We start from the raw sequence: 23,598 nt of genomic DNA, 5'->3' as shown, positions 1-23,598 counted from the left end.
CCCCCGGGAGGTGGCCTTCGCGTTTCCTTATATCTATGCGGGCGAGATGGTGATGCCCAGCGCGCCCGGTCCCAAGTGGATGGCCAGGGCGGAACTCACCTCGGTGATGATCGCCACCCGGGTCCGCGGGATCCGCGGCGTGATCTCGTCCAGCAGCATCTTGGCTTGGTCGGGAGCGCCGACATGCTCGACCGCCACGTCGACCTCGCGGCCATCGGCCCGGCGGACGGCCGTGTCGGCCAGCCTGCGCAGCGCCCGGTTCGCGCCGAGGACCTTGTCCAAGGGTGCGATCTGGCCCTCGCGCATCGTCAGCAGTGGCTTGAGGGACAGGGCGCTGCCGATCAGCTTGGCCGCCGCGCCGATTCGCCCGCCCTTGCGCAGGTACTCCAGGGTGTCGACGTAGATCAGTTCGCTGCTGTCGTCGAGCCGCTTCGCCAGCGTGGCCATGACCCGCTCCGGGTCGCCGCCCGCGGCCGCGACCCTGGCGGCAGCGGCGGCGGCGTAGCCCATGCTCATGCCTGACGTGCCCGAATCGAGCACGTGCACCGGGATGGTCGACTGTCGGGCGGCTTCCAGCGCGTGCTCATAGGTCTTCGACTGGCGCGCGGAGATGTGTAGGGAGACCACGGCGTCGGCGCCGTCGGCCGCGGCCTGTTGGTAGGCCCAGAAGAACGCCGCGGCGGCGGGCGGCTCGGTCGACACCGCCCGGCCCGCCCGCAGCGCGTCGAGCACGGCGGCGTGTGGGATCCGGCCCTCGTCGTCGAGGTGGCCGTCGATGCTGACCTGTACCGGGACCACCCGCAGCCGCCACTGCGCCGCCAGTTCGGCGGGCAGGCTCGCGGTGGAATCGGTGACGACGGCGACCCTCATCTCATCGACGATAGTCCTTTCGGACCAGTCGACCCGGCCCGTGAGTCCGCCCTTCGTGAGAACCGTCACGACAGTCAAGTGCTTGCCACGGTTTGCACGTTCGCTACTGACGAGTAACATCGGCGTGGTCAAGGCCACCGTGTCAAGCGGACGACCCACATGGCAAGGTCAGCCGAACCGCACGAGAATCCAAGGCGGGACGCTGCCGGTCGGCGGCGAACACGGTGCTCGTTCCCAGGAGGTCGAAGAAGACCCATGCCAAACATCGTTGTCCTGGTCAAGCAGGTGCCAGACACCTACTCGGAGCGCAAGCTCTCCGACTCCGACCACACGCTGGATCGTGAGTCCGCCGACGCGGTGCTCGACGAGATCAACGAGCGCGCCGTCGAGGAAGCGCTGCTGATCAAGGAGGCACAGGGCGGCGAGGTCACCGTGCTCAGCGTCGGTCCCGACCGTGCCACCGAGGCCATCCGCAAGGCCCTCTCGATGGGCGCGGACAAGGCGGTCCACGTCTCCGACCCCGCGCTGCACGGCTCGTGCGTCCTACAGACCTCCAAGGTCATCGCCGCGGCGATCGGCAAGGTCGACGGCGTCGACCTGGTCATCGCGGGCAACGAGGCGACGGACGGTCGTTCCGGTGCCGTTCCGGCGATCCTCGCCGAGCTGCTGGGCTACCCGCAGCTCACCCACGCCCGCAAGGTCACCATCGAGGGCACCACGATCAAGGTCGAGCGCGAGACCGACGAGGGCATCACGCACCTCGAGGCCTCCCTGCCCGCCGTGGTCAGCGTCGGCGAGAAGATCAACGAGCCGCGCTACCCCTCGTTCAAGGGGATCATGGCCGCCAAGAAGAAGCCGGTCGACACCCTCACGGTGGCCGATCTCGGCATCGACGCGAGCGAGGTCGGCCTGGCCAACGCCACGTCCAGCGTGGTCGAGGCGGCCCCGAAGCCGCCGCGTGCGGCAGGCCAGCGCGTGAGCGACGAGGGTGACGGCGGCGTGAAGATCGCCGAGTACCTGATCTCCCAGAAGCTCATCTGACAAGCAGCGAAGGAGGAAACCCCATGTCCGAAGTTCTGGTCCTCGTCGACCACGTCGACGGCGAGATCAAGAAGGTCACCTTCGAGCTGCTGACCGCGGCCCGCCAACTCGGCGAGCCGTCGGCCGTGGTCGTCGGCTCGCCCGGCACCGCGGCCAAGCTCAAGGAGTCGCTGGCGTCCTACGGCGCGGCCAAGGTCTACGTCGCCGAGTCCGCCGACGCCACGGCCTACCTGGTCACCCCGAAGGTCGACGTCCTCGCGGCGCTGGTGGAGAAGACGGCCCCCGCGGCCGTCCTGATCGCCGCCACCGCCGATGGCAAGGAGGTCGCCGGTCGGCTGGCCGCGCGCACTGGCTCCGGCCTGCTGGTCGACGCCATCGGCATCGAAGGCTCCGCCGGTGATGTCACCGCGGTGCAGTCGATCTTCGGTGGCGCGTTCGTGGTCAAGTCGAAGTCCAACAAGGGCACGCCGATCGTGTCGGTGCGTCCCGGTGGCCTCGAGGCCGAGCCCGCCCAGGGCGCGGCGGCCGAGGAGACCGTGGACGTGCCTGCGACCGACGCGGCCAAGTCGGCCAGGATCACCGGCCAGGAGCCCATCGTCGGCGGCGACCGCCCCGAGCTCACCGAGGCGTCGATCGTCGTCTCCGGTGGACGCGGTGTCGGCTCGGCCGAGCAGTTCGAGGTCGTCGAGAAGCTCGCGGACGCGTTCGGCGCGGCCGTCGGCGCTTCCCGCGCGGCGGTCGACTCTGGCTACTACCCGGCGCAGTTCCAGGTCGGCCAGACCGGCAAGACCGTGTCCCCGCAGCTGTACGTCGCGCTCGGCATCTCCGGCGCGATCCAGCACCGCGCGGGCATGCAGACCTCGAAGACCATCGTCGCGGTCAACAAGGACGCCGAGGCGCCGATCTTCGAGATCGCCGACTTCGGTGTCGTCGGCGACCTGTTCGCCGTCGCGCCGCAGCTGACCGATGAGGTCGCCAAGCGCAAGGGCTGATCACCACATTCGGCTGAATCGGGGCGGTTCCCTTCCGGGAGCCGCCCCGATTCGTTATTTTTCGACCTCGGAACCCGCTATTCACGGAGTTTCCACCGATCCGTCACGGAAACGGGGCCGTTTACGTTGGTGACCAGGCCGTATACAGAACGCATGACGCAGGCCCACGTGCTGGTGAGCACCCCCGAGTCGGGACCGGACGCTCCCCGCTATTCGCTGCTCGTTGCTCAGGACGGCGCCGAGGTGCGCGCCGCGCAGAGACTGCGCCACCAGGTTTTCGCCGAGGAGATGGGCGCGACGCTGCACTCGTCGGAAGCGGGCCTCGACGTCGACCACTTCGACGAGTTCTGCGACCACCTGGTGGTGCGCGAGGAGTCCACCGGCGAGATCGTCGGCACCTACCGGATGCTGCCGCCGGAGCGCGCCGCCGAGGCGGGCAGCCTGTACTCCGAGACCGAGTTCGACCTGTCCAAGCTGGTCGACCTGCGCTCGGCCCTGGTCGAGACCGGCCGCTCCTGTGTGCACGCCGACCACCGCACCGGCGCCGTGGTCAGCCTGGTGTGGGCCGGGATCGCCCGCTACATGCTGCTCTCGGGCCGCAGCTGGCTGGCGGGCTGCGCGTCGGTGCCGCTGGCCGACGGCGGCTCGCTGGCCGCCGGGGTGTGGAACACCGTGCGCGCCAAGCACTACGCCGACGAGCGCTACCGCGTCCAGCCGCTGAACCCGTGGGACGCCGGCTCGGTTGCCGCGCCCGCGCGCGCGGTCATGCCACCGCTGCTCAAGGGCTATCTGCGCCTGGGCGCCTGGGTGTGCGGCCCGCCCGCGCTCGACGCCGACTTCGGTGTCGCCGACTTCTTCGTGCTTCTCGGCCTCGAGCACGTCGACCAGCGGTACCTGAAGTTCTTCCTGGGGGAGTAGATGTCGCACGCGTGGATGCCTGCCTCGCCTTGCGGGCCGTCGTGCCTGGCCGATGACGAGCCCGCGGTCGGCCGCGCGCGGGTCGTCGCCCGGCTCGCGGGCGCGGTCGGCGTGCTGCTGGCCAGCCTGCTCGCGCTGCCGCTGCTGCCGATCGTGGGCCGCGGCGGCCGGGAGCTGATCGCCAAGGGGATCTTCCGGGCGCTGCTGGGCGCGTTCGGCGTGCGCATGACGGTCACCGGTGAGCTGCCGCCCGCGAAGGGGCGCGGCGCGCTGGTGACCGCCAACCACATCTCGTGGCTCGACATCGCCGCGGTCAACGCCGTGCGGCCGATGCGGGCGCTGGCCAAGCTCGACATCCGATCCTGGCCCGTCCTGGGGCCGATCGTCGCGGCGGCGGGCTCGGTGTTCCTGGACCGGGAGAACCTGCGCGCCCTGCCCAAGACGATGACCGAGCTGTCCGAGGTCATGCGCGCCGGATCGCAGGTCTATGTCTGCCCCGAGGGGACGACGTGGTGCGGACAGGGCCTCGGCAAGTTCCGGCACGCGGTGTTCCAGGCCGCCATCGACGGCGGCGTGCCGGTGCGCCCGCTGGCGCTGCGCTACCGGCTGGCCGACGGCCGGGAGACCAGCGCGCCGTCGTTCATCGGCGACGAGACGATCATCGACTCGGTGCTGCGGGTGGCCCGGCTGCGTGGGCTCGTGCTCGAACTGTACGTGCTCGACGAGATCGCGCCGGGCCGCGCCGCCGACCGCCGCGAACTGGCCGCGCTGACCGAGGCGGCGACCAACTCCGCGCTCGGCCGGGTCATGCTGCCCGCCCAGCGGCGCCGGATCCCGCGGACCGCCCCGCGCCACCAGGACACCCCGCTGGCCGGATAAAGGGCTGGACCTCCAGTCCACTGGAGGAGGCACGATGGCCGCGTGACGGTCACCGATACCCCCAGCAGGTCCCTGTGGCACGCCGATACCCGCGCGACGACGGTCGGCATGCTGCTCCTCATCACCATCGCCGCGTTCGAACACCTTGGCGTGAGCACCGCGATGCCGCGGATGCTCGCCGATCTCGACGGCGGCGAGTACTACTCGTGGCCGTTCACCGCCTTCCTCGCCGCGAGCGTCATGGCCACTGTCCTGTCCGGCCGAGCCTGCGACCGGGTCGGGCCGGGCCCGGTGCTCTACGTGGGACCCGCGTTGTTCCTCGCAGGCCTCCTGGTCGCGGGCACGGCCGACGGCATGGCCACGCTGCTGGTCGGCCGGGTGCTGCAGGGTCTGGGGCTCGGCACCGAGATCGTCGCTGTGTACGTGCTCGTCGCGCTCATCTATCCCGAGCGGTCCCGGCCCGCGGCGTTCGGCCTGCTGGCGGCGGCCTGGGTGGTGCCCTCCATCGTCGGGCCGACGCTGGCGGGCCTGGTGACCGAGCGTCTCGGCTGGCGCTGGGTGTTCCTCGGCCTGGCGCCGCTCGCCCTGCTCGGCGCGATCCTGCTGGTGCCCGCGCTGCGCTCGCTGCCCGCGCCGACGAAGGCGCCCTCGACCCGGCGCGGTCTGCCGCTGGCCGCCGTCGCCGCCGGACTGGGCATCCCGGCGGTGAGCTGGGCAGCCCAACACCCCTCACTCGGGACGCTCTGGCTGGCGGTCGCCGGGGTCGCGCTGCTGGTGCCCGCGCTCCGCACGCTGCTGCCGAAGGGAACCCTGACCGCGCGCCGCGGCCTGCCCAGTGCCGTGCTCGCCCGCGGGCTGCTCGCGGGCGCGTTCTTCGGTGTCGAGGCGTTCCTCCCGCTGACGCTGACATCCGTGCACGGGTACTCGCCCGCCATGGCCGGGTTGCCACTGACACTGGGCGCGCTCGGATGGTCGGCGGCGTCGCACTGGCAGGGCAGACACCCCGACATCGCCCGCACCACTCTGATCCGCTGGGGCTTCGCGATCCTCGCGGTCGGGCTCGCCGCCACCGTGTTCGTCGCCCCGTCGTGGGGCTTCGACTGGCTCGCCGCGGTGGTGTGGATCGTGTGCGGGGTCGGGATGGGGCTGTCGTTCCCGTCGATCAATGTCCTGGTGCTGGGCATCTCCAGCGAGCAGGAGCGTGGGTTCAACTCCTCGGCGGTGCAGGTGGCCGACATGCTGTTCTCGGCGGCCTGCGTGGGCTTCGGCGGTGTGCTGCTTGTCTCGCTTGCCTCCGCCGCCGCGCCCGCCGCCGCGGTCATCCCGCTCAACCTGGTCATGGCAGGTGTCGCGGTCGTCGGATTCGTCCTGTTCAGCCGCCGCGAGCCGAAGCCGGTGTGACCAGGTCTGGTGACAGCGACCCCAGGCTGCGGGCTACCCTGGTTGAGCGATGACCTATCTCGACCACGCCGCCACCACGCCGATCCTGCCCCAGGTGGCCGAGGCGTTGACCAAGGCGTTGACCACCTACGGCAACGCCTCGTCCCTGCACACCTCCGGCCGCCGCGCCCGGCGCGCGGTCGAGGAGGCGCGCGAGGCGTTGGCCGCGGCCCTGGGTGCCCGCCCGTCCGAGGTGATCTTCACCTCCGGCGGCACCGAGAGCGACAACCTCGCGGTCAAGGGCATCTTCTGGGCCCGCCGGGCGGAGAACCCGGCCCGCAGGCGCGTGCTGGTCTCCGCGGTCGAACACCACGCCGTGCTCGACGCCGCGCTGTGGCTGGCCGAGCACGAGGACGCCGAGGTCACCCTGCTGGAGGTCGACGCGTTCGGCCGCGTCCACGAGGACACCCTGCGCGCCGCCATCGCCGAGGATCCCGCGTCCGTGGCGGTCGTCAGCGTGATGTGGGCCAACAACGAGGTCGGCACGGTCAACCCGGTCGGTGAGCTGGCTCGCGCGTGCGCCGCGCACGGCATCCCGTTCCACACCGACGCGGTGCAGGCCGTCGGCGTGCTGCCGGTCGACTTCGCCGCCAGCGGCGCGAGCGCGCTGACGGTGTCCGGCCACAAGGTCGGCGGCCCGTTCGGCGTCGGCGCACTGCTGCTGGGCCGCGATGTGCCGTGCACGCCCGTGTCGCACGGCGGCGGCCAAGAGCGCGACGTGCGCTCCGGAACTCTCGACACGCCCGCCATAGTCGCTTTCGCCGAGGCCGTCCGCGTCGCGGCCGACGAGCGCGTCGAGCGGGCCGAGCGGCTCGCCGAACTGCGCGACGACCTGATCACCCGAATGCGTGCGGTGCTGCCCGACGCGGTGCTCAACGGCGACCCCGGTCAGTCCACTGTGGACGCCGGTCCGTCCAGGCTGCCGGGCAACGCGCACTTCTCGTTCCCCGGTTGCGAGGGCGACAGCCTGCTGATGCTGCTCGACGCCAGGGGCATCGAGTGCTCCACCGGCTCGGCCTGCACCGCCGGTGTCGCCCAGCCCAGCCACGTGCTGCTCGCGATGGGCGCCGAAGCCGCGCTCGCCCGCGGCTCGCTGCGCTTCTCCCTCGGGCACACGTCCGACGAGGCCGACGTGGACGCGCTGATCGCGGCCATCGCGCCCGTGGTCGAACGGGCCCGCAGCGCCGGACTCGCCGGGATGCGGCGGTCGAAGTCTCCAGCGGAGGTATGAAAGTGCGTGTTCTGGCCGCGATGAGCGGCGGAGTCGATTCGGCCGTGGCCGCCGCGCGCGCGGTCGAGGCGGGCCATGAGGTCGTCGGGGTGCATCTGGCCCTGTCGGCCAAGCCGGGCACCCTGCGCACGGGCTCGCGCGGCTGCTGCACCGTCGAGGACGCCCACGACGCGCGCCGGGTGGCCGACCTGCTCGGCATCCCGTTCTACGTCTGGGACTTCGCCGAGCGCTTCACCGAGGACGTCGTCGAGGACTTCGTCGCCGAGTACGCCGCGGGCCGCACCCCTAACCCGTGCCTCAAGTGCAACGAGCGGATCAAGTTCGAGGCCCTGCTGGACAAGGCCATCGCCCTGGGGTTCGACGCGGTCTGCACCGGCCACTACGCCCGACTGTCCCAGGTGGACGGTCGGCCGGAGCTGCGGCGCAGCGCCGACCTTGGCAAGGACCAGTCCTACGTCCTGGCCTCGCTCACCCCGCAGCAGCTCAGCCACGCGATGTTCCCCCTCGGCGACTCGGTGAAGGCCGATGTCCGCGCCGAGGCCGAGTCGCGCGGTCTGATGGTCGCGGAGAAGCCGGACTCCTACGACATTTGCTTCATCCCCGACGGCGACACCCGCGCGTTCCTGACGAACAAGCTCGGCACCCGCCCCGGCCAGTTGGTCGACGACGAGACCGGCGCCGTGCTCGGCGTGCACACGGGCGTGCACGGGTTCACCGTCGGCCAGCGCCATGGCCTGGGCATCGACACCCCCGCCCCGGACGGCAGGCCCCGGTACGTCCTCGGGCTGGAGCCGGTCAGCGGGACCGTCCGGGTCGGCTCGATCGACAAGCTCGCCGTGCGCCAGATCGTCGCCGCCCGCCCCATCTGGCCCTCCGGCGTCCCGCTGGCGGGCTCGGTGGACTGCGTGGCCCAGGTCCGCGCGCATGGGGGCACCGCTCCGGCGACCGCGGAACTGGTCGACGGCGACCTCGTCGTCAATCCGTCGGAGGACCTTCGCGGTGTCGCACCGGGTCAGGCGGTCGTCCTTTATCGACCGGACACCGACGGTGACGTCGTCCTCGGCAGTGGAATGATCGTCACCACTCAGTAACCCAATGTAGCCGCGAGATTGACCCTGTCGTGTCTCCGCGCACCCGTTACGCATCCGATCAGCATTTCGACGTACAGATCGGCAGTCAATGTGCTCGACTGGCATCACAATGAGCCATTGAACCGGGATCACGTTGAGATAAATGGGGCGCTTGTGGGGACCGAAGAGCAGCGACAGGACGACCGCAACCGCGGCAAGGGCACGCATCCGACCCGGTTGGTGACCGTGCCGACCGATGTGTTCAGCCGCCACCGCGTGCGGGTGCTCGACCCTGCCACCGCCGTGCGCTACCAGGGCACCAAAGGCCTGGCATCGACGGCGTACCGGGCGGACACGCTGCTCCTGCCCTTGCGTATCGCGCTGGATCCCGAGGCCGTCGCGACGCTGAACAAGGTGATCGAGCCGCTGGGCGCGCAGCTGGTTCCCCGGCTGCCGCGCACCGACCGCTGGCAGCGCGCGGTCAAGACGCTCGATCGCGAACTCGCTGTTCCGGTCGCCGTCCGCCTCCGCGCGGGCGTGCGCGCCGACGTCATGCCGGATCCATGGGCGGTTCTCGCCCTACTACGCAATGAACTCGCGCCCGAACAGGTGGCCGGGATCAGTTTGGAGCACATCGTGGGTGCTGCTTCGGTGTTCGGAGGTGGAGCGCCTTACGGCGGCGGAGTCCCGTACGGCGGTGGCGTGCCCTACGGCGGCGGGGTTCCCTACGGGGGCGGCGTGCCCTACGGCGGCGGCGTTCCCTACGGGGGCGGCGTGCCATCGGGTTCAGTCGGACTGGCGACCGGGAGCCGCAACCCGGTCCAGATGTTCTTGCCCAAGCCGGTGCGTCGTCCGGCCGCGGATCTGTCCGCCGGGCGGCGGCCGGTCGTCGCGGTGCTCGACACCGGGATCGGCACCCACCCGTGGCTGCCGGTCGGCGTGCCCGGCGACGACCCGGTCGTCGAGGTGTCCACCGAATTCCAAGGGCTGCTCGCCGACCTGGAGTCGACGATGACGGCGGAGAGCGGAGACGCCTTCCCCTCGCTGGTCTCGCCATTCGAGGAACGCGACATCATCCAGCCGCTGCTGGGACTGACGGACTCGCACGCGGGCCACGGCACCTTCGTCGCCGGGCTCGTGCACCAGACCTGCCCGGACGCGCGCGTGCTGTCGCTTCGGGTCCTGCACACCGATGGCGTCACCACCGATGCCTCCGTGCTGCTCGCGCTCGAATGGCTGCGCGACCGGGTGAAGGACGCGATCGACAACGACCGGCCGGACGAGATCGTCGACGTCGTGTCGCTCTCGCTGGGCTTCTACCCGGAGAACACCGACCAGACGACCGGCGCTCTGCTCGCCGACGCCGTCCGCAGGCTCACCGACCTCGGCGTCGTCGTGGTCGCCGCCGCGGGTAACGACGCCACCACCCGGCCGTTCGTGCCCGCCGCGCTCGCGCTGAACAGCGACGGCAGCAACACCGGCAACGACCTGCTGGTCGCGGTCGGAGCGCTCAACGCGGCAGGTACGAGCATCGCCGCGTTCAGCAACGACGGCGAGTGGGTCAAGCGCTGGGCGCCGGGCAACGCGATCGTCAGCACGGTCCCGCTGTGGCAGGGCGCGGAGGCAGGCGACATCAGCCTGCCCCGGACGCTCGGCACCGGGACCAGGATGCGCAGCGGGCCCGACCCGGACGACCTCACCACGGGATTCGCGATCTGGGCGGGCACCTCGTTCGCGACCCCGGTCGTGGCGGGCATCCTCGCGAGCAAGCTCGCCGCCGCGCCGGACACCCTGAATCTGGCCGACCGGGTGACCAGGGCGACCACCGCGCTCGGCGAAACGGATAAAGACTTGGCCGACAGGGGATGGATCTCCTGACATAGTCAGGTCGTACTGTGTGAGCCATGCGGGTTGCCGATACGGCTCGGGTGGAGCGCGCGCGGAACCTTCACGGTGGCGCGCGCGATGATGCCTACGCGTACGACTTCGCCAGAGCCAGAGCCAAGCTGCTCAAGGCGCTCGTCCTCCTCGATGAGGTAGTCGACCAGCAGGCGGCCGGGTCGACACCGGTGCTCATCCACGTCCTGGTCAGCCTCGCCTACGTCGAGACCGAGGCGGGGGTGTCCGGTGGCGGGATCGACCGGCTGGAACCCGCGTTGGAACTGGCCGACACGCTGCCCGAGCCCAAGCGGTCGGAACTGCTCGGGCTGACTTTAGAGCAGCGCGGCATCCTGCTGATCCGGGCAGGCGAGCTCGACGAGGCGTTGGAGGCCCTCGCCGCGGCGGAGAAACCGCTCGCCGCGGCGCTGCGGGCGGGGGCGGGCGACCCCACCGTGCTGGCGACGCTGTACCTGAACCAGAGCCTGGCGCACATCGAGGCAGCCAACCCGGGTGCGGCTGTCATCGCGCTGAACCGGTGCATGGAATGCACAGCCGAGTACCCCGAGGTCCACGCCAGTGTCGGGATCAAGGCCAGGCACAACCTCGGCTACGTCGCCTACATGACAGGGGACATCCCGACCGCGCTTCGGCACTACGAAGAGGCCAGGGACATCGGCCTGCAGCCCACCCGGCTCCTCGACCGCGCTCGGGCCCTGCTCGCGGGCGGCCTGCCGGAGGAGGCCGCGCGCAACCTGGTCGACGCGCTGCCCTTGCTGCGCAAGCAGCGCGCGGGGCAGGACGCCGCGGAGGTCGAACTGACCCTCGCGGCCGCCGAACTGCTCCAGGGCAACACCGAGCGGGCGCAGCGATGGGCCCGCCGAGCCGAGCGCGGATTCACCCGTCGAGGCAACGCGCGCTGGGCCGCGGTGGCGGCGCTGGCCGCGATGCGAGCCCAGACCGACGCGGCGATGCTGCGCGGTCGCGGCTCGCCTTCCTTGCCGGTCGCCGCCGTCAAGCTGGCCGACCGGGCGCGGACGCTGATGCTGGAGGACGAGTCGGCCTTGGCGCTGATGCTCGCGATCCGCCTGGAACTGCTGCGCGGCAACGTCGACACCGCCGAGACGTTGATCGAACAACTTCCGCCGAGCCGGTCGACCACTCCAGTCGACAACCAGATGATGGCCCGACTGTGCCGAGCCGAACTCGCCGTCGCCCGCGGCGAACGGCGTCGCGCCTTGGCCGAGGCCCGCAACGGGCTGACCGTGCTGGGAAAGGCCCGCGACCGGATGGGCGGGCTGGAACTGGTTTGCGGCACCGCGATCCACGGCCGCAAGCTCGGCGAGCTGGCGATCCAACTCGTCCTCGACAGCAAGCGGACCGATCCACGCAGGCTCTTCACCTGGCTGGAGCAGACCCGCGCCCAGGTGTACCGCTATGAGCCGCTGCCCACGATCGACGATCCCGAGATGGCGACGAAGGCCGCGGAACTGCGCCACGCCCGCCGCACCATGCAGCTCGACCGGCTGGCGGGCCGCTCGGTCGGCAAGCTGGCCAAGCACGCCGCCGCCCTGGAACGTGACGTCGTCCGGCTCGGCTGGCACACCAGCGCGTGGGGGTCGCCCCGGCCGGTCGCCGCGTTGCGAGACGTCGCCGCCGCTCTGGGGGAGCGCGCCCTGGTCGAGTTCGCCATGTCCGAGGGGCGGCTGGTGGCCGTCGTGGTCGTCGACGGCCGGACGCGGCTGGTGCGCCTGGGTTCCGCCGCGGACGCCGCGGAACTCGCGGCCAGGCTGCACGCCGACCTCGACGCCATGGCCCCGGACACGTTGGCCGCCCCGATCGTCGAGGTGGTGCGGAGGTCCGCGGAGCGCACCGCCGAAGCGTTGGACCGTCAGTTGATCAGGCCGCTGCTGGGTGCGGTCGGCGATCGCGACCTGGTCATCGTGCCGACGGGGCCGCTGTACGCGATCCCCTGGAGCGTCGCCCCGTCCCTGCAGGGACGTCCGCTCGTCGTCGCTCCGTCGGCGACGGCATGGTTGTCCGCGCAAGGATCCGGGACGTCCGGCGGCCGGACGCTGCTGGCTCGGGGGCCCATGCTCACCGGTACCGTCGCCGAGGACGCGGCGTTGCGGTCGACCTACGCCGACGCCGCCTTCCTGGAAGGGCCTGGGGCCACGGTCGCCGAAGTGTTGGCGGCGTTGGACGGGACGGAACTGGCCCACCTGGCCGCGCATGGCGAGCACGAGCCGACCAACGCGCTGTTCTCGCGGCTGGAGTTGGCCGACGGTCCGTTGTTCGCCTACGAGGTGGCCCGGCTGCGCCAACCGCCCCGGCAGGTCGTGTTGGCGGCGTGCGAGCTGGCGCTCAACTACGTGCGCCCCGGCGATGAGGCCCTTGGCTACGCCGGGGCGCTGTTGGCCAGCGGGGTGCGCACCGTGGTGGCGGCCACGAGCCGGGTCGGGGACGAATCGGCGGCCACGGCGATGGTCGACTACCACCAGCGGCTGGCGGCCGGGGTGGACCCGGCAAGGGCGTTGGCCGAGGCGGTGGCCGGAGATCCGTACCGGCGGCCGTTCATTTGCCTCGGCGCGGGCTGAAATCGGACGAATCGGCCGTAGACAGACGTCGTTCGCACTACATACGATCACGCCTCTGTGCCACAGCTCACAGCCCGAGAGGCGACGCGTATGAGCCAGCCCGAGTCCCTGTGCGCGGCCTTCCAGTCGACCGCGCGGCAGATCCCCGACCAGGTCGCCTTGCGCACCACCGGCGACGTCGTGTCGATCAAGTGGCGGGAGTACGCCGACCGGGTGCGCGGCATCGCGGCCGGGCTTGCCTCCCTGGGTGTGGGCAAGTGCGACACGGTGGGCATCATGCTCACCAACCGCCCCGAGTTCCACCTCGTGGACACCGCAGCCCTGCATCTGGGCGCGGTTCCGTTCTCGGTCTACAACACCAGTGCGGCCGAGCAGCTCAACTACGTGTTCTCCAACGCGGGCAACAAGATCGTGGTCACCGAGAAGGTGTTCCTGCCGACCCTGCGAGCGGTCGACGCTGAATTGACGATCATCTGCGTCGACGGCGCCGCCGAAGGCGTCATGACGTTGGCCGACCTGGAGTCCGCCGGCGCCCCCGACTTCGACTTCGACGCCGCGTGGGCCGCGGTCGAGCCGGAGGACATCGCCACGATCATCTACACCTCGGGCACCACCGGCCCACCCAAGGGCGTCGAGCTGACCCACCGCAACGTCCTCGCGGTCACCGACGCGGTCCGCGCCGCCTACGATGTGACCCCCGGCGACCGCGTGCTGTCGTTCCTGCCGTCGGCGCACATCGCCGACCGGGTGATCGCGCACTACCTCTCCATGTTCTTCGGCACCGTGGTCACCTCCGTGGCCGACCCCAAACAGCTCGTCACCGCCCTGCCCGACGCCCGCCCGCACGTGTTCTTCGGCGTGCCCCGCGTCTGGCAGAAGTTCAAACTCGCCATCGACACCGCGCTCGCCGCCGAACCCAGCGGCGCCAAGCGCAAGATCGCCGCCTGGGCCCTGGCCGTCGGCAGGCGCAAGGCCCTGCTCGAACTCGCGGGCGAGTCCATCCCGGCCACCCTCGCCGTGCAGCACAAGCTCGCCGACAAGCTCGTGCTCTCCAAGCTCCGCCACAAGCTCGGCCTCGACGAAGCCAAGGTCCCAGCCTCCGGCGCCGCGGCGATCCCACTCGACACCATCGAGTTCTTCTGGGGCATCGGCCTGCCCGTGTACGAGATCTGGGGCATGTCCGAGACCGCCGGCCTCGGCACGTCCACCCGCGCGGGCGCGGTCAAGCTCGGCACCGTAGGCACGCCCGTCCACGGCGCCGAGATCACCCTCGCCGACGACGGCGAACTCCTCATCCGAGCAGGCTCGGTCATGCGCGGCTACCGCAACGACCCGGAGAAGACCGCCGAGACGGTCGATGCCGACGGCTGGGTTCACACCGGCGACATCGGCGTGATCGATGCGGACGGCTACGTAACCATCGTCGACCGCAAGAAGGAGTTGATCATCAACTCCTCCGGCAAGAACATGTCCCCGACGAACATCGAGAACGCCGTCAAAGCCGCCAGCTCCCTCATCGGGCAGGTAGTCGCCATCGGCGACGACCGCCCCTACATCTCCGCCCTGATCGTCGTAGACCAGGACGCCGCCACCGCCCTAGCCGCGAAACATGGCATCGACACCTCCTCCCCAAGCGCAGTCCTCACCCACGACTCCCTCCGCACCCTCGTCACCGACGCGGTCCGCAAGGGCAACACAACCCTCTCCCGCGTCGAACAGATCAAACGCTTCCGCATCGTCCCCACCTTCTGGGAACCCGGCGGCGACGAACTCACCCCCACCCTCAAACTCCGTCGCAAGCCCATCGCCGAGAAATACGCCCACGACATCGACGACCTCTACGCCGACTCACCCACTCCTTCCACCGTCAACGTCACCACCTGACGTCACCACCTGACCCGACCTCGCGGTCGCGGTGATCGGCGGCGCGGTCAGCTCGATGGTGACGGCGGCGCTGTCAGCTCGTCGGCCGAGAGCTTCCGGGGGCGCGACCCCAGGAGCCTTCAACCGGCACCCACACAGCCAGCCCCGCCGCGCTCTGGCTGATCTCTGAGGCTGCTGACCGCCGCTCGCGGTCGTCGGTCGAGCACTGCAGCCGGTCTGCAGCGTGCGTGGGTCCCGGTCCTCGATGGCGGCTAGGTCGAACACGCGCGTTTCGTACCGCTACGGCCGAGGTGCGTGTTCGTCGCGGGTTTGATTGCGGCAAGGTCGAGTTCGCGCGCTTCCTGCGGTCCCGACTGGACTTGCGTGCGCCGTCTCCGCCTTTGGTAGCGGCTACAGCTCGGATGCGTTCGTGCCCGGGCTATCCGCCTTGCCCGCCTCGCCTGTCGTTTCCGACGTTGGTCGACCGTTTCCTAGGTTGGCCGACGGGCACCTGCCTACCGCTCGTCCTTCACCCAGGCCGGGCACCGACCGCCTCGTGCTGGGGTGCTGTCGCGTGCGTCCTCCTTTCTGTCGGGGGTGGTGTCAGGGCACCAGCAGGTTCAGGTCGCCGAACTCGTGCCATAAGTACCTGTGGGCGATGGCCTCTCGATAGCACTCGCTGAGCAGGGAGGTGCCCGCGATGGCGGCGAGCATGTCGAGGTGGGAGGCGCGGGGTTCGTGGAAGCCGGTGAGCAGTCCGTCGACCACCTGAACTCCCCGGTCAGGCGAGACGATCAGGTCGGTCCAGCCCGCCGTCGGCTGGACGGTCCTATCGGGCCCGACCGCGCTCTCCAGCGCCCGCACCGCGGTCGTGCCAACGGCTATCACCCGGTGTCCTTCCTGTCTGGTGTGGTTGACCAGCGCGGCCGTCGGCTCGCCGACGCTGAACCTCTCGGGGTAGGGCCGTTCGTGCGCTTCCGGCGAGGCCACCCCCGTGTGCAGCATGACCGGGGCGAACCGGACGCCCGCCGAGACCAAGGTGGTGACGATTCGGTCGGTGAACGGACGAGAGGCGCTGGGCATCTCCGCGCTGCCAGGGTTGGTGCCGAAGACCGACTGGTAGTACCGGATCGGCCAGTCGCGTGGGACGTACTCGTATCGGATCGGCCTGCCTAGAGCTCTCAGGTAGCCGAGCATGGAACCGAACGCACCGGGGTCCACTGTGGCCTCCCACAGCCGGTCCCGTGAGTACGGCGCTGTCAGCGTGACTGACGCGCCTTCGGGCAGGTCGTACCGCGTGTCGGGGACGCCGGAGCGGTAGGGGACGGTCGCCTGACCACCGGCCTTCCGGAGTTCGACGAGCCACCGGCCGTTCGGAAGCTCGGTCGAGAAGTGCACAGACAGGTCGCTTCCCAGGACCCGCACCGCCGCGGGAATCGTGGCCGAGGTGTTGACGACTAGCAGGTCGCCAGGGGTCAGGATGGTCGGGAGGTCGGCGAATCGATGGTGCTGGACACTCGATCCGCTGCCGACCAGTAGTCGGACGCCGTCACGTGACAGACCCCGGGCCTCGGGGGGTTCGTGCGCCTCGAGGTCTGGTGGGAGGGCGAACTCCATCGCGGACATGGCACCTTCGATCACTGTTGTCATCCCTGCTCCGAACTCGTTGAGTGGTCTCGTTTCTCGGTCCACACCATCAGCCGTTCGCCCGTTGGACCGCTGACCTCGAACCCGAAATGGCCTCGCGGGTACCGGCCGGGCGGCCGATTCACGGGCCTTTGGCCCAGCGCGGCGAAGGCGTGTTCGACGGCGGATACGGTTGGCAATTCGACAGCGAGCGGGGGCGGCCCGGCTTGACGAATCCCGCGACCGGAGACGAATTCGAGGAAGGCGCCCGGTGCTACCTCGAGCACGGTCCCGCGCTCGTCGTCGACGGACCAGCTGTCCACTTCGGAAAGCCCGAGGCGGTCGCGGTAGAACGCGAGCGACTCCTCGATGTCATCGACCTCGAACGGGATCCACAGCGCGCGCGGCGGGCTCACGTCAGCTTCGGCAGCTGGTAGCGGCCGGATTCTGGCTGCTCGGCGAGCAGTTTCAGTACGGCGGGCACCACGGTGGCCGGTAGCGGCCGGTCGCCGATGTCCTCGCCGGGGAAGGCGTCCTGATGCATCTGGGTGCGCAGGTCCCCCGGGTCGGTCCACCAGACCCGAACGTCCGGTTCCTCGGCCGACAACACGTTGCTGAGCTGTTCCACCGCGGCCTTCGACGCTCCGTAGCCGCCCCAGCCCTCGTAGGCCTCGACGGCGGCGTCGGACGTGATGTTGATGATGCTCCCCGAGCGTTCGCGCAGCCCGGGCAGCACGAGTTGGGTCAGCGCGAGCAACGCCAGGACGTTGACCTCGAACAGCTCGCGGGCGGCGTCGAGCGGGAGGTCGGCGAGCTTGGGCAACGGACTCGGCCCGAGCGCGCCCGCGTTGTTGATGAGCAGTGTGGCGCCGCCCAGGGCGTCGGCCGCGGCGAGCAGGTCGGCCCGGTGTCCGGCGTCGGTGATGTCGCCAGGGACTGTCCGGATCGAACCGGGCAGGTCGGCGGCGGACTCGGCCAACGCGGCGCCGCCGCGGGCGTCGAGCACCAGGTCCCAGCCGTTGTCTGCGAGTCCGGCCGCGAGTGCCTGGCCCAGGCCGCGGGAGGCGCCGGTGATTATGGCGACGGGCATGTCCGTCCTTTCGTCGGTGGGTGCTTCGTGATCGACGTTAGGCCGGTCGGGCGGGCTCGCCATCGGACCAGAGACCAGACTTCTCTACGACTTTGGTCTTAGGACCAGGCTTTTCGTCGGCGGGCGTGGGTACCGTGAATTCGTGACCGGAATCCAGCGGAACGAACTGCGCGAGGTGAGCAACGCGGTGCTCGCCGTCGCCACGCATCTGTCTGTGCGCGATGTGCTGCAGACGATCCTGACTTCCGCACGCAGACTCGTGGGCGCGCGGTACGCCGCACTCGGGGTGCCCGATGCCGACGGCGGCTTCGCCGAGTTCCTCGCCGACGGGGTCAGCGACGAGCAGTGGGCCGCGATCGGGCCCGTGCCCCGCCAGCACGGCTTACTCGGCGTCCTGCTGTCTGATCCGAATCCGATCCGGATGGACGACATCAGACAGCACCCGAGATTCGGTTGGTGGCCGTCGGCGCATCCGGTGCTGACGGACTTCCTCGGCATGCCCATCACCGACGGCGACGAGATCCTCGGCGAGATCTTCGTGGCCAACAAGGATGAACCGGGCGGTTTCACCGAGGGAGACGAGGAACTGCTCGCGCTGCTCGCCAACCACGCCGCCATCGCGCTCGTCAACGCCCGGTTGTTCGAGCGCAGCCGCGAGTTGTCCATTGTGGAGGAGCGCACACGGATCGCCCGCGAGCTGCACGACTCGGTCACCCAGAAGCTGTTCAGCCTCCGGCTCATCGCGGACGCGCTTGTTCCGCTGCTCGATCGCGACGTCGCTCAAGTCAGACGCGAGGTCGACACCGTGCGAGGGCTGGCGGCGGAAGCCGCAGACGAGTTGGCCGCGGTCGTGTTCGGGCTCCGCTCGCCAGACCTGGCCGGTGACGGCCTGGACATCGCCTTGCGCAAGCAAGTCGATCTTCTCGACCGCGTCCACGAGCCCGCGGTGCGGTTCCGGAGCCGGGATGTTCCACGGTTGGCGGCGGCGCGCGAGGAGGCGGTGTACCGGATCGTCCAGGAAGCGCTCCACAACGCGCTGCGCCACGCCAAGGCGAGCAAGATCGACATCGATCTGTGCTTCGCCTCGCAGAAGCTCGTGCTGGTCATCGAAGACGACGGGGTCGGCTTCGATCCGTCGTCCTCCGGGCCGTCGACACGCCGCCTGGGCTTGGGATCGATGCGCGAACGGGCGCGGGCCGCGGGTGGGCGGCTCAACGTGACCTCCGAGCAGCCCGGCGGGACGACGGTGCGTTTGGAGGTGCCGGTTGACTGAGGACATCAGGATCTTGGTGGTGGACGACCACCCGATGGTGCGGCAGGGGCTGCGCACGTTCCTCGACGTGCAGGACGACATGACGGTCGTCGGCGAGGCGTCCGATGGGGCGTCCTGTTTGGAGGCGGCCGAGCGGCTGCGGCCGGACGTCATTCTGCTCGACCTGCGGATGCCGGGCACCGACGGCGTGTTCGCCCTGCGGGGACTCCGGGATCGGGGGAATCCGGCCCGGGTGCTGGTGGTGACCAGTTTCGTGGACCCGGCCGCGATCATCCCGGCGGTGCGGGCCGGGGCTGCGGGGTACGTCTACAAGGACGTGAACCCCTCGGCGCTGGTGGCGGCGGTACGGTCGGTGCACGCGGGACACGTGTTGCTGCATCCGGATGTGGCTCGGCTGCTCGCTGAGGGCGACACACGTCCGGGCGACCTGAAACTCACCTCGCGCGAGTTGGTGGTGCTCGGCGAGGTGGCACAAGGACTGTCCAATCGGGAGATCGCGAAGCGCCTCGCGTTGTCCGAGAAGACGGTCAAGGCCCACATGAGCGCGATCCTGGGCAAGCTCGGTATGCAGGACCGAACCCAGGCGGCGCTCTACGCGGTGCGGATGGGGTTGGTGTCCTTGGTCGGAAAGTGAACGACGCCGTACACGGCGACAATCCCGGAGAGTGTCAGCGCCACCAGACCGGTGATCACGACCACGTCGGCCAGTACCGGCGCGGCGAAGGGGGACACCTCGAGCGCGGACTCGACGCCGACCGCCAGCGCGACCAAGGCGTAGCCCACGACGCCGAGTTGGACAACGCGGAGGCGGAGCAGGTCGGTCCAGCAGGTGAAGCCCAGCAGCCAGGCGAGGCCCGGCAGGACGAGCACCCCGTGCATCGCGACGGCGTGGATGGGTTTGAACGCTCCTGCGGTGGTGTAGGCGAGGTCAGGGTCGGCCGAGCGCAAGGCAATGATCCCGCGCGCGATCATTGCCACGCCCACGGCCAGTGCGACGACGAGCAGCACCAGGCCGGAGCGAATGGCGAGGCGCATGTCCGTCCTGTCGACGGACCCAGCACGCAGCGCCGCGACCGTGAAGGTCAGCACCGAGATCAGGATCAGGCCGCCGCCTATCGCCAGGGAGGTCGAGATAGCTCGGTCCAAGCTGGTGTCGTCGTTGAAGTGTGACGGCACGCCGCGCCACGCCTGCACGGAGATGAAGCTGACTTCGAGCACGCTCGCAGCGGTGAACAGCCCGACCATGGCGGCTCGGACACGGTCGCCGAGGCGTATCCAGGTGCTGACCCAGACCAAGGTGATGAGGGTCAGACCGAACGACAGGCCGAAGGTGACTGGTTTGCGCCAGGACACGGGGCCCTGCCAGGGGCCTCCCTCGATGAGGAACACGCCGAAATGGGCGATTCCGGAAAGGAGAAGACCGAGACCGACGACGTAGGCGAACCTCTCGATCGGTCTGCCGTCGACCCAGATCGTGCGCAGTGCCGCGCGCATGGATCGGATCTGCCCCTCAGCGACCACGGTCGTCCACCTCCGATGTCCATGGTCGCCCATGAGGCAGGTGCTTGGCATCCATCCAGAGACGTCGACGCTCGTACGCGCCGTGACGTATCTGGAGATCGAACGGACTCGCGGCGAAAGCCCAAGTGGGCCCGGTACGAGCAGGAGATCGCGAGGCGAGCACGGGGACGTTGTCCGGGCGCGGGGCACCCGCCGGGACGTTTGGAAGGGTGTCGGTGACGGCGGCTGGGCAGGGTCCGTCGGGTGCTGTGCCAGGTCGACTCGGCCCATTGGACGGGAGTGTGAGGCAATCCTCCGGCGGGTTGTGGTGGCGATCTCGCTCGGAGAGACTGCACTTCCTGCTGATAACTGAAGTCGACCCGAGTTGAGCCGGGTACCCCCGTTGGCTCGTCGGGCGGTCGCGAGGGCTCGTGGAGGTTCCCCGGCATGCGCAAGCTGCACTGGGCTAGTTGGCTCGCGCTCGGCGTGGCGGTGGCGGTTGCCGTGGTGGCGATCGTCTTTGTCGTGTTGCAGTCGCCGGTGGGGACGAACGCGCACCATCAGCCGCCGGGGCAGCCGATGACGTTGGCGGCGCACAGCGACGGGTTGTCGGATTTCGAGAACGGCTATCGCCTGGAGCCGGTGACCTTGCCCGCGGTCAAGGGGGACTCGGTGCCGGTCGCGTTTCGGATTGTGGGGCCTGCTGGTGAAGCGGTGACGAAGTTCCAGCTGAATCAGACCAAGCAGATCCACTTCTTCGTCGTTCGCGACGACATGCAGGGCTACCAGCACCTGCATCCCGAACTCGACGGCGACACCTGGTGCACGACCGTTTCCATCGCTGATGGTGGGGCGTATCGGATGTTCGCCGAGTTCATCCCGGTGGACACCAAGGACGTGACCCACCCCGTCGTCCTCGGCCTGCCCTTCGCCATCGCCGGGGACACCAACCTGACTCAGGTGCCGCCGCCGGTCGCCGAGGTGTCGACCGGGTCCGGGTTCACCGTTACGCGGCCTGAAGGTGCCACGCAGGTTCCGGTTCGGCAGCCGACCATCCTGCGGTTCGCGATCCGGGGTGCGGACGGTAAGCCGGTGCGGTCGCTCGATCCCCATCTCGGCGCGTATGGGCATATGACCGGCTTCAACACGACGCTGCTCTCCGCGACCCACCTGCATCCGCGTGAACCCCTCGGTACGCCGCTGATCAATGGGGAGTTGACGTTTCAGGCGTTGTTCGGTGAGCGCGGTGAGTATCGCTTGTTCCTGGAGTTCAGCGCCGATGGCAAGGTGCATCGGTCGCCGTTCACCGTATTTGTCAACTAAAGCGGCATAATCTATCGGGCAGCCAAAGCGTTAGCCTTGCTTCATGTTCGATCTGGTCAGACTGCGCGTCCTGCGGACCGTCGCCGATCAAGGCACGCTCGCGGCGGCGGCCGAACTCCTGCACCTGACGCCGTCCGCTGTCTCGCAGCAGATGGCGAAACTTGAGCGGGAGGCCCGGTGCGCCCTGATCGAGCGCCACGGTCGGCGAGTGCGGCTGACTGAGGAGGGCAAGTTGCTCGCCCGGCATGCCGAGCGGATCCTCGGAGCGGTCGAGGAGGCCGAGGCCGACCTCGATGAGCGCCGTGGGGAGGTGCTGGGCGAATTCACCGTGGCCGCGTTCCCCACCGCCGTGCGCGGCCTGCTGCCTGCGGTCGCCGTCGCGATGAACGAGCGGTATCCGCGGTTGCGCCTTCGTCTGCTGGAGGTCGAGCCGTACGACGCCATCGCCCAGCTCGGGCGGGGCGACGTGGACCTCGCCATCGCGCAGGACTGGGTCAACGTGCCTATCGCCACCCCTGAGCGGATGCGGTCGCGCGACATCGGCCAGGACCCGGTCGACGTGGCGCTCCCCGCCGCGCACCCGCTGGCCGACGCACCCACCGTGACCCCCTCCGACCTGGCCGAGGAGCGGTGGATCGCCTCGACGGCTGGGACGATCTGTCACGACTGGCTGGTGAGCACCGTTCGCCGGTCTGGTCAGGAGCCGAACATCGTCCACCAGGCAGGCGAGTTCCCTACCCAGCTGGCGATGGTCGCCGCCGGGCTCGGGGTGGCGTTGATACCTCGCCTAGCGGGTGATCAGATTCCGGAGGGTGTTCGGATCCGGCCCATCGAGCCGGGCATGTCGCGGCGGATCTTCGCGGTGTGGCGTGAGGAGAGCGCGCGCAAGCCGTCGGTTCGCGCGTTCGTCGAAACCGCATGTCAGCAGTGGGTTCAACATCACTATTCACTGCATGTATAGACTGTGTGGGTACCGGGCAATTCGACTCTCTGGGGGTACCGGTGAACACACGCATGTGCGCGGCGCTCATCGCCGTTCTGATAACCACGGTCGGCTGTTCCGCGACCGAATCCGCCGCGCCGACGCCTGGCCTCGCGGAGCGCGGGACGACGATGACCACGGCCAAACTCACCCGCCAGGACCTGACCAACAAGGTCAGCCTGACTGGCAAGGTCACGCTCAATCCCATCTTCGGCCTGGTGGCGCCGCTCAACGGGCAGGTGCGCTACGTCGACGTCAAAGAGCAGGCAGGCACGCCGACCAAGCCGACCCGCGCGGGCGCGGTCTGGGCGGCGGGCAAGCCGACGAACCTCGACGTCCCGGCGGGATCGGTCTTCGCCGGTCGGCTCGTGGGCGACAAGAGCACGGTCACCGCGGGGATGCCCGTGGTCTCGGCCAAGTACGGCGGCTACGGCATCGTCGCCGACATCGACGGTGCGCAGGCCTACCAGCTCTCCGACACGCTGACCTCGGTGCGCGCGCAGATCAAGAGCGGCCCCGGCCCGTTCGACTGCGCCGTGCTCGGCACCATCGCCGCGCTTCCGGCGGGTGCCATCCCGGAGCCGCCCGCGCCGCCGGTCGCCCCGCAGCCCAACCCGGCGGACCCGAACGCCAAACCGGCCGCGCCGCAGCCCACGCCCGAGCAGCCGAAGGACTCACGCCAGCCGTCCGAGGCCACCGGGATGCGCCTGGTCTGCACCGCGCCCGCCGACGTGAAGCTGATCAACGGCGCCGCCGCGACGATCGAGGTGGTGACCGAGTCCGTCAAGGGCGCGGTGGTCGCGCCGGTCGAGGCGGTGGCGGGCAAGCAGGGCGCGGGCAAGGTCGAGGTCATCAGTCCTGACGGTCAGCGACAGGTCAAGGACGTTGTTCTAGGCCTGACCGACGGTCGGGTCGTGCAGATCAAGTCCGGCTTGACCGGCGACGAGACTCTCGCCGTGCCGGGGCCGAACCTGCCGCCCGCCCCACCACAGCAGGGTGGTCCCTCGCCCGCCATGGGGGGCTGA

20 protein-coding genes are annotated in these 23,598 nt (G+C 70.0%); 15 read left to right on the top strand and 5 right to left on the bottom strand.

What is annotated here, in order from left to right; all coding sequences use genetic code 11:
• Positions 1–33: 33 nt before the first annotated feature.
• On the bottom strand, positions 34–870 hold the full coding sequence (locus BN1701_RS18365; RefSeq protein ID WP_054055959.1) for a DegV family protein: 837 nt from the start codon (positions 868–870) through the stop codon (positions 34–36).
• Positions 871–1,125: 255 nt separating this feature from the next.
• On the opposite strand from BN1701_RS18365, the gene BN1701_RS18360 reads away from it, so the two are divergent.
• The 10 genes from BN1701_RS18360 to BN1701_RS18315 all read left to right on the top strand — a co-directional run bounded on the left by BN1701_RS18360 (position 1,126) and on the right by BN1701_RS18315 (position 14,800).
• Positions 1,126–1,911 carry an electron transfer flavoprotein subunit beta/FixA family protein gene (locus BN1701_RS18360; protein ID WP_054050483.1) on the top strand — a complete coding sequence of 262 codons (786 nt, stop codon included), beginning with the start codon at positions 1,126–1,128 and terminating at the stop codon, positions 1,909–1,911.
• A 23-nt stretch (positions 1,912–1,934) separates the two neighbouring features.
• Positions 1,935–2,903 (top strand): electron transfer flavoprotein subunit alpha/FixB family protein, encoded by a 969-nt coding sequence (locus BN1701_RS18355; protein ID WP_054050481.1) that lies wholly within the window; start codon positions 1,935–1,937, stop codon positions 2,901–2,903.
• Between the two features lie 153 nt (positions 2,904–3,056).
• Positions 3,057–3,821 carry a GNAT family N-acetyltransferase gene (locus BN1701_RS18350; protein ID WP_054050479.1) on the top strand — a complete coding sequence of 255 codons (765 nt, stop codon included), beginning with the start codon at positions 3,057–3,059 and terminating at the stop codon, positions 3,819–3,821.
• Positions 3,822–4,700: a 1-acyl-sn-glycerol-3-phosphate acyltransferase gene (locus BN1701_RS18345; RefSeq protein WP_054050477.1), complete on the top strand. Its 879-nt coding sequence runs from the start codon at positions 3,822–3,824 to the stop codon at positions 4,698–4,700.
• Positions 4,701–4,742: 42 nt separating this feature from the next.
• The gene (locus BN1701_RS18340; RefSeq protein WP_054050475.1) at positions 4,743–6,101 is read left to right on the top strand and encodes an MFS transporter; all 1,359 of its coding nucleotides are present in this window, start codon (positions 4,743–4,745) and stop codon (positions 6,099–6,101) included.
• 49 nt (positions 6,102–6,150) lie between these two features.
• The gene (locus BN1701_RS18335; RefSeq protein ID WP_054050473.1) at positions 6,151–7,371 is read left to right on the top strand and encodes a cysteine desulfurase family protein; all 1,221 of its coding nucleotides are present in this window, start codon (positions 6,151–6,153) and stop codon (positions 7,369–7,371) included.
• Positions 7,372–7,373: 2 nt separating this feature from the next.
• Complete coding sequence (mnmA, locus tag BN1701_RS18330; RefSeq protein WP_054050471.1) at positions 7,374–8,462, top strand: tRNA 2-thiouridine(34) synthase MnmA; 1,089 nt, start codon at positions 7,374–7,376, stop codon at positions 8,460–8,462.
• A gap of 153 nt (positions 8,463–8,615) precedes the next feature.
• Entirely contained in the window at positions 8,616–10,319 is a 1,704-nt protein-coding gene (locus BN1701_RS18325) for a S8/S53 family peptidase (protein WP_054050469.1), read from the top strand.
• Between the two features lie 26 nt (positions 10,320–10,345).
• The gene (locus tag BN1701_RS18320; RefSeq protein WP_082859921.1) at positions 10,346–12,916 is read left to right on the top strand and encodes a CHAT domain-containing protein; all 2,571 of its coding nucleotides are present in this window, start codon (positions 10,346–10,348) and stop codon (positions 12,914–12,916) included.
• Positions 12,917–13,006: 90 nt separating this feature from the next.
• Entirely contained in the window at positions 13,007–14,800 is a 1,794-nt protein-coding gene (locus BN1701_RS18315; RefSeq protein WP_054050465.1) for a long-chain fatty acid--CoA ligase, read from the top strand.
• Between the two features lie 582 nt (positions 14,801–15,382).
• On the opposite strand, the gene BN1701_RS18310 is transcribed toward BN1701_RS18315, so the two are convergent.
• Genes BN1701_RS18310 through BN1701_RS18300 form a run of 3 tightly spaced genes read right to left on the bottom strand, consistent with a single transcriptional unit; the run spans position 15,383 to position 17,495 of the window.
• A complete protein-coding gene (locus BN1701_RS18310; protein WP_231949643.1) occupies positions 15,383–16,429 on the bottom strand; it encodes an S-adenosylmethionine:tRNA ribosyltransferase-isomerase in 1,047 nt (348 codons plus the stop codon).
• Positions 16,426–16,821 carry a VOC family protein gene (locus BN1701_RS18305; protein ID WP_054050463.1) on the bottom strand — a complete coding sequence of 132 codons (396 nt, stop codon included), beginning with the start codon at positions 16,819–16,821 and terminating at the stop codon, positions 16,426–16,428. The genes BN1701_RS18310 and BN1701_RS18305 overlap by 4 nt, the downstream gene beginning before the upstream one ends.
• Positions 16,818–17,495 (bottom strand): SDR family oxidoreductase, encoded by a 678-nt coding sequence (locus BN1701_RS18300; RefSeq protein ID WP_054050461.1) that lies wholly within the window; start codon positions 17,493–17,495, stop codon positions 16,818–16,820. The genes BN1701_RS18305 and BN1701_RS18300 overlap by 4 nt, the downstream gene beginning before the upstream one ends.
• Before the next feature lie 142 nt (positions 17,496–17,637).
• Here BN1701_RS18300 and BN1701_RS18295 point away from each other — a divergent pair, with 142 nt between their 5' ends.
• Together BN1701_RS18295 and BN1701_RS18290 are read left to right on the top strand one after the other, a co-directional pair.
• Positions 17,638–18,768, top strand: coding sequence for a GAF domain-containing sensor histidine kinase (locus BN1701_RS18295; protein ID WP_054050459.1), 1,131 nt, complete (start codon positions 17,638–17,640; stop codon positions 18,766–18,768).
• Positions 18,761–19,402: a response regulator transcription factor gene (locus BN1701_RS18290; RefSeq protein ID WP_054050457.1), complete on the top strand. Its 642-nt coding sequence runs from the start codon at positions 18,761–18,763 to the stop codon at positions 19,400–19,402. Before BN1701_RS18295 ends, BN1701_RS18290 begins: the two co-directional genes overlap by 8 nt.
• Here BN1701_RS18290 and BN1701_RS18285 read toward each other — a convergent pair.
• Entirely contained in the window at positions 19,360–20,289 is a 930-nt protein-coding gene (locus BN1701_RS18285; protein ID WP_231949642.1) for a hypothetical protein, read from the bottom strand. The two genes, BN1701_RS18290 and BN1701_RS18285, sit on opposite strands and share 43 nt — an antisense overlap.
• 426 nt (positions 20,290–20,715) lie before the next feature.
• Between BN1701_RS18285 and BN1701_RS18280 the strand changes: the two genes are divergently transcribed.
• From BN1701_RS18280 to BN1701_RS18270, 3 genes are read left to right on the top strand one after another with little or no spacing between them, the layout of a single operon-like run.
• Positions 20,716–21,591: a hypothetical protein gene (locus BN1701_RS18280; RefSeq protein WP_054050455.1), complete on the top strand. Its 876-nt coding sequence runs from the start codon at positions 20,716–20,718 to the stop codon at positions 21,589–21,591.
• Positions 21,592–21,634: 43 nt separating this feature from the next.
• Complete coding sequence (locus BN1701_RS18275; RefSeq protein WP_054050452.1) at positions 21,635–22,552, top strand: LysR family transcriptional regulator; 918 nt, start codon at positions 21,635–21,637, stop codon at positions 22,550–22,552.
• 41 nt (positions 22,553–22,593) lie between these two features.
• Positions 22,594–23,598, top strand: a complete 1,005-nt coding sequence (locus tag BN1701_RS18270) for an efflux RND transporter periplasmic adaptor subunit (RefSeq protein ID WP_231949641.1) — start codon at positions 22,594–22,596, stop codon at positions 23,596–23,598.

It is taken from the genome of Alloactinosynnema sp. L-07 (assembly GCF_900070365.1).
Taxonomy (GTDB): Bacteria; Actinomycetota; Actinomycetes; order Mycobacteriales; family Pseudonocardiaceae; genus Actinokineospora.
Note: the sequence above shows the minus strand (reverse complement) of the source record. Positions and strands in the feature narration are given on the sequence as shown.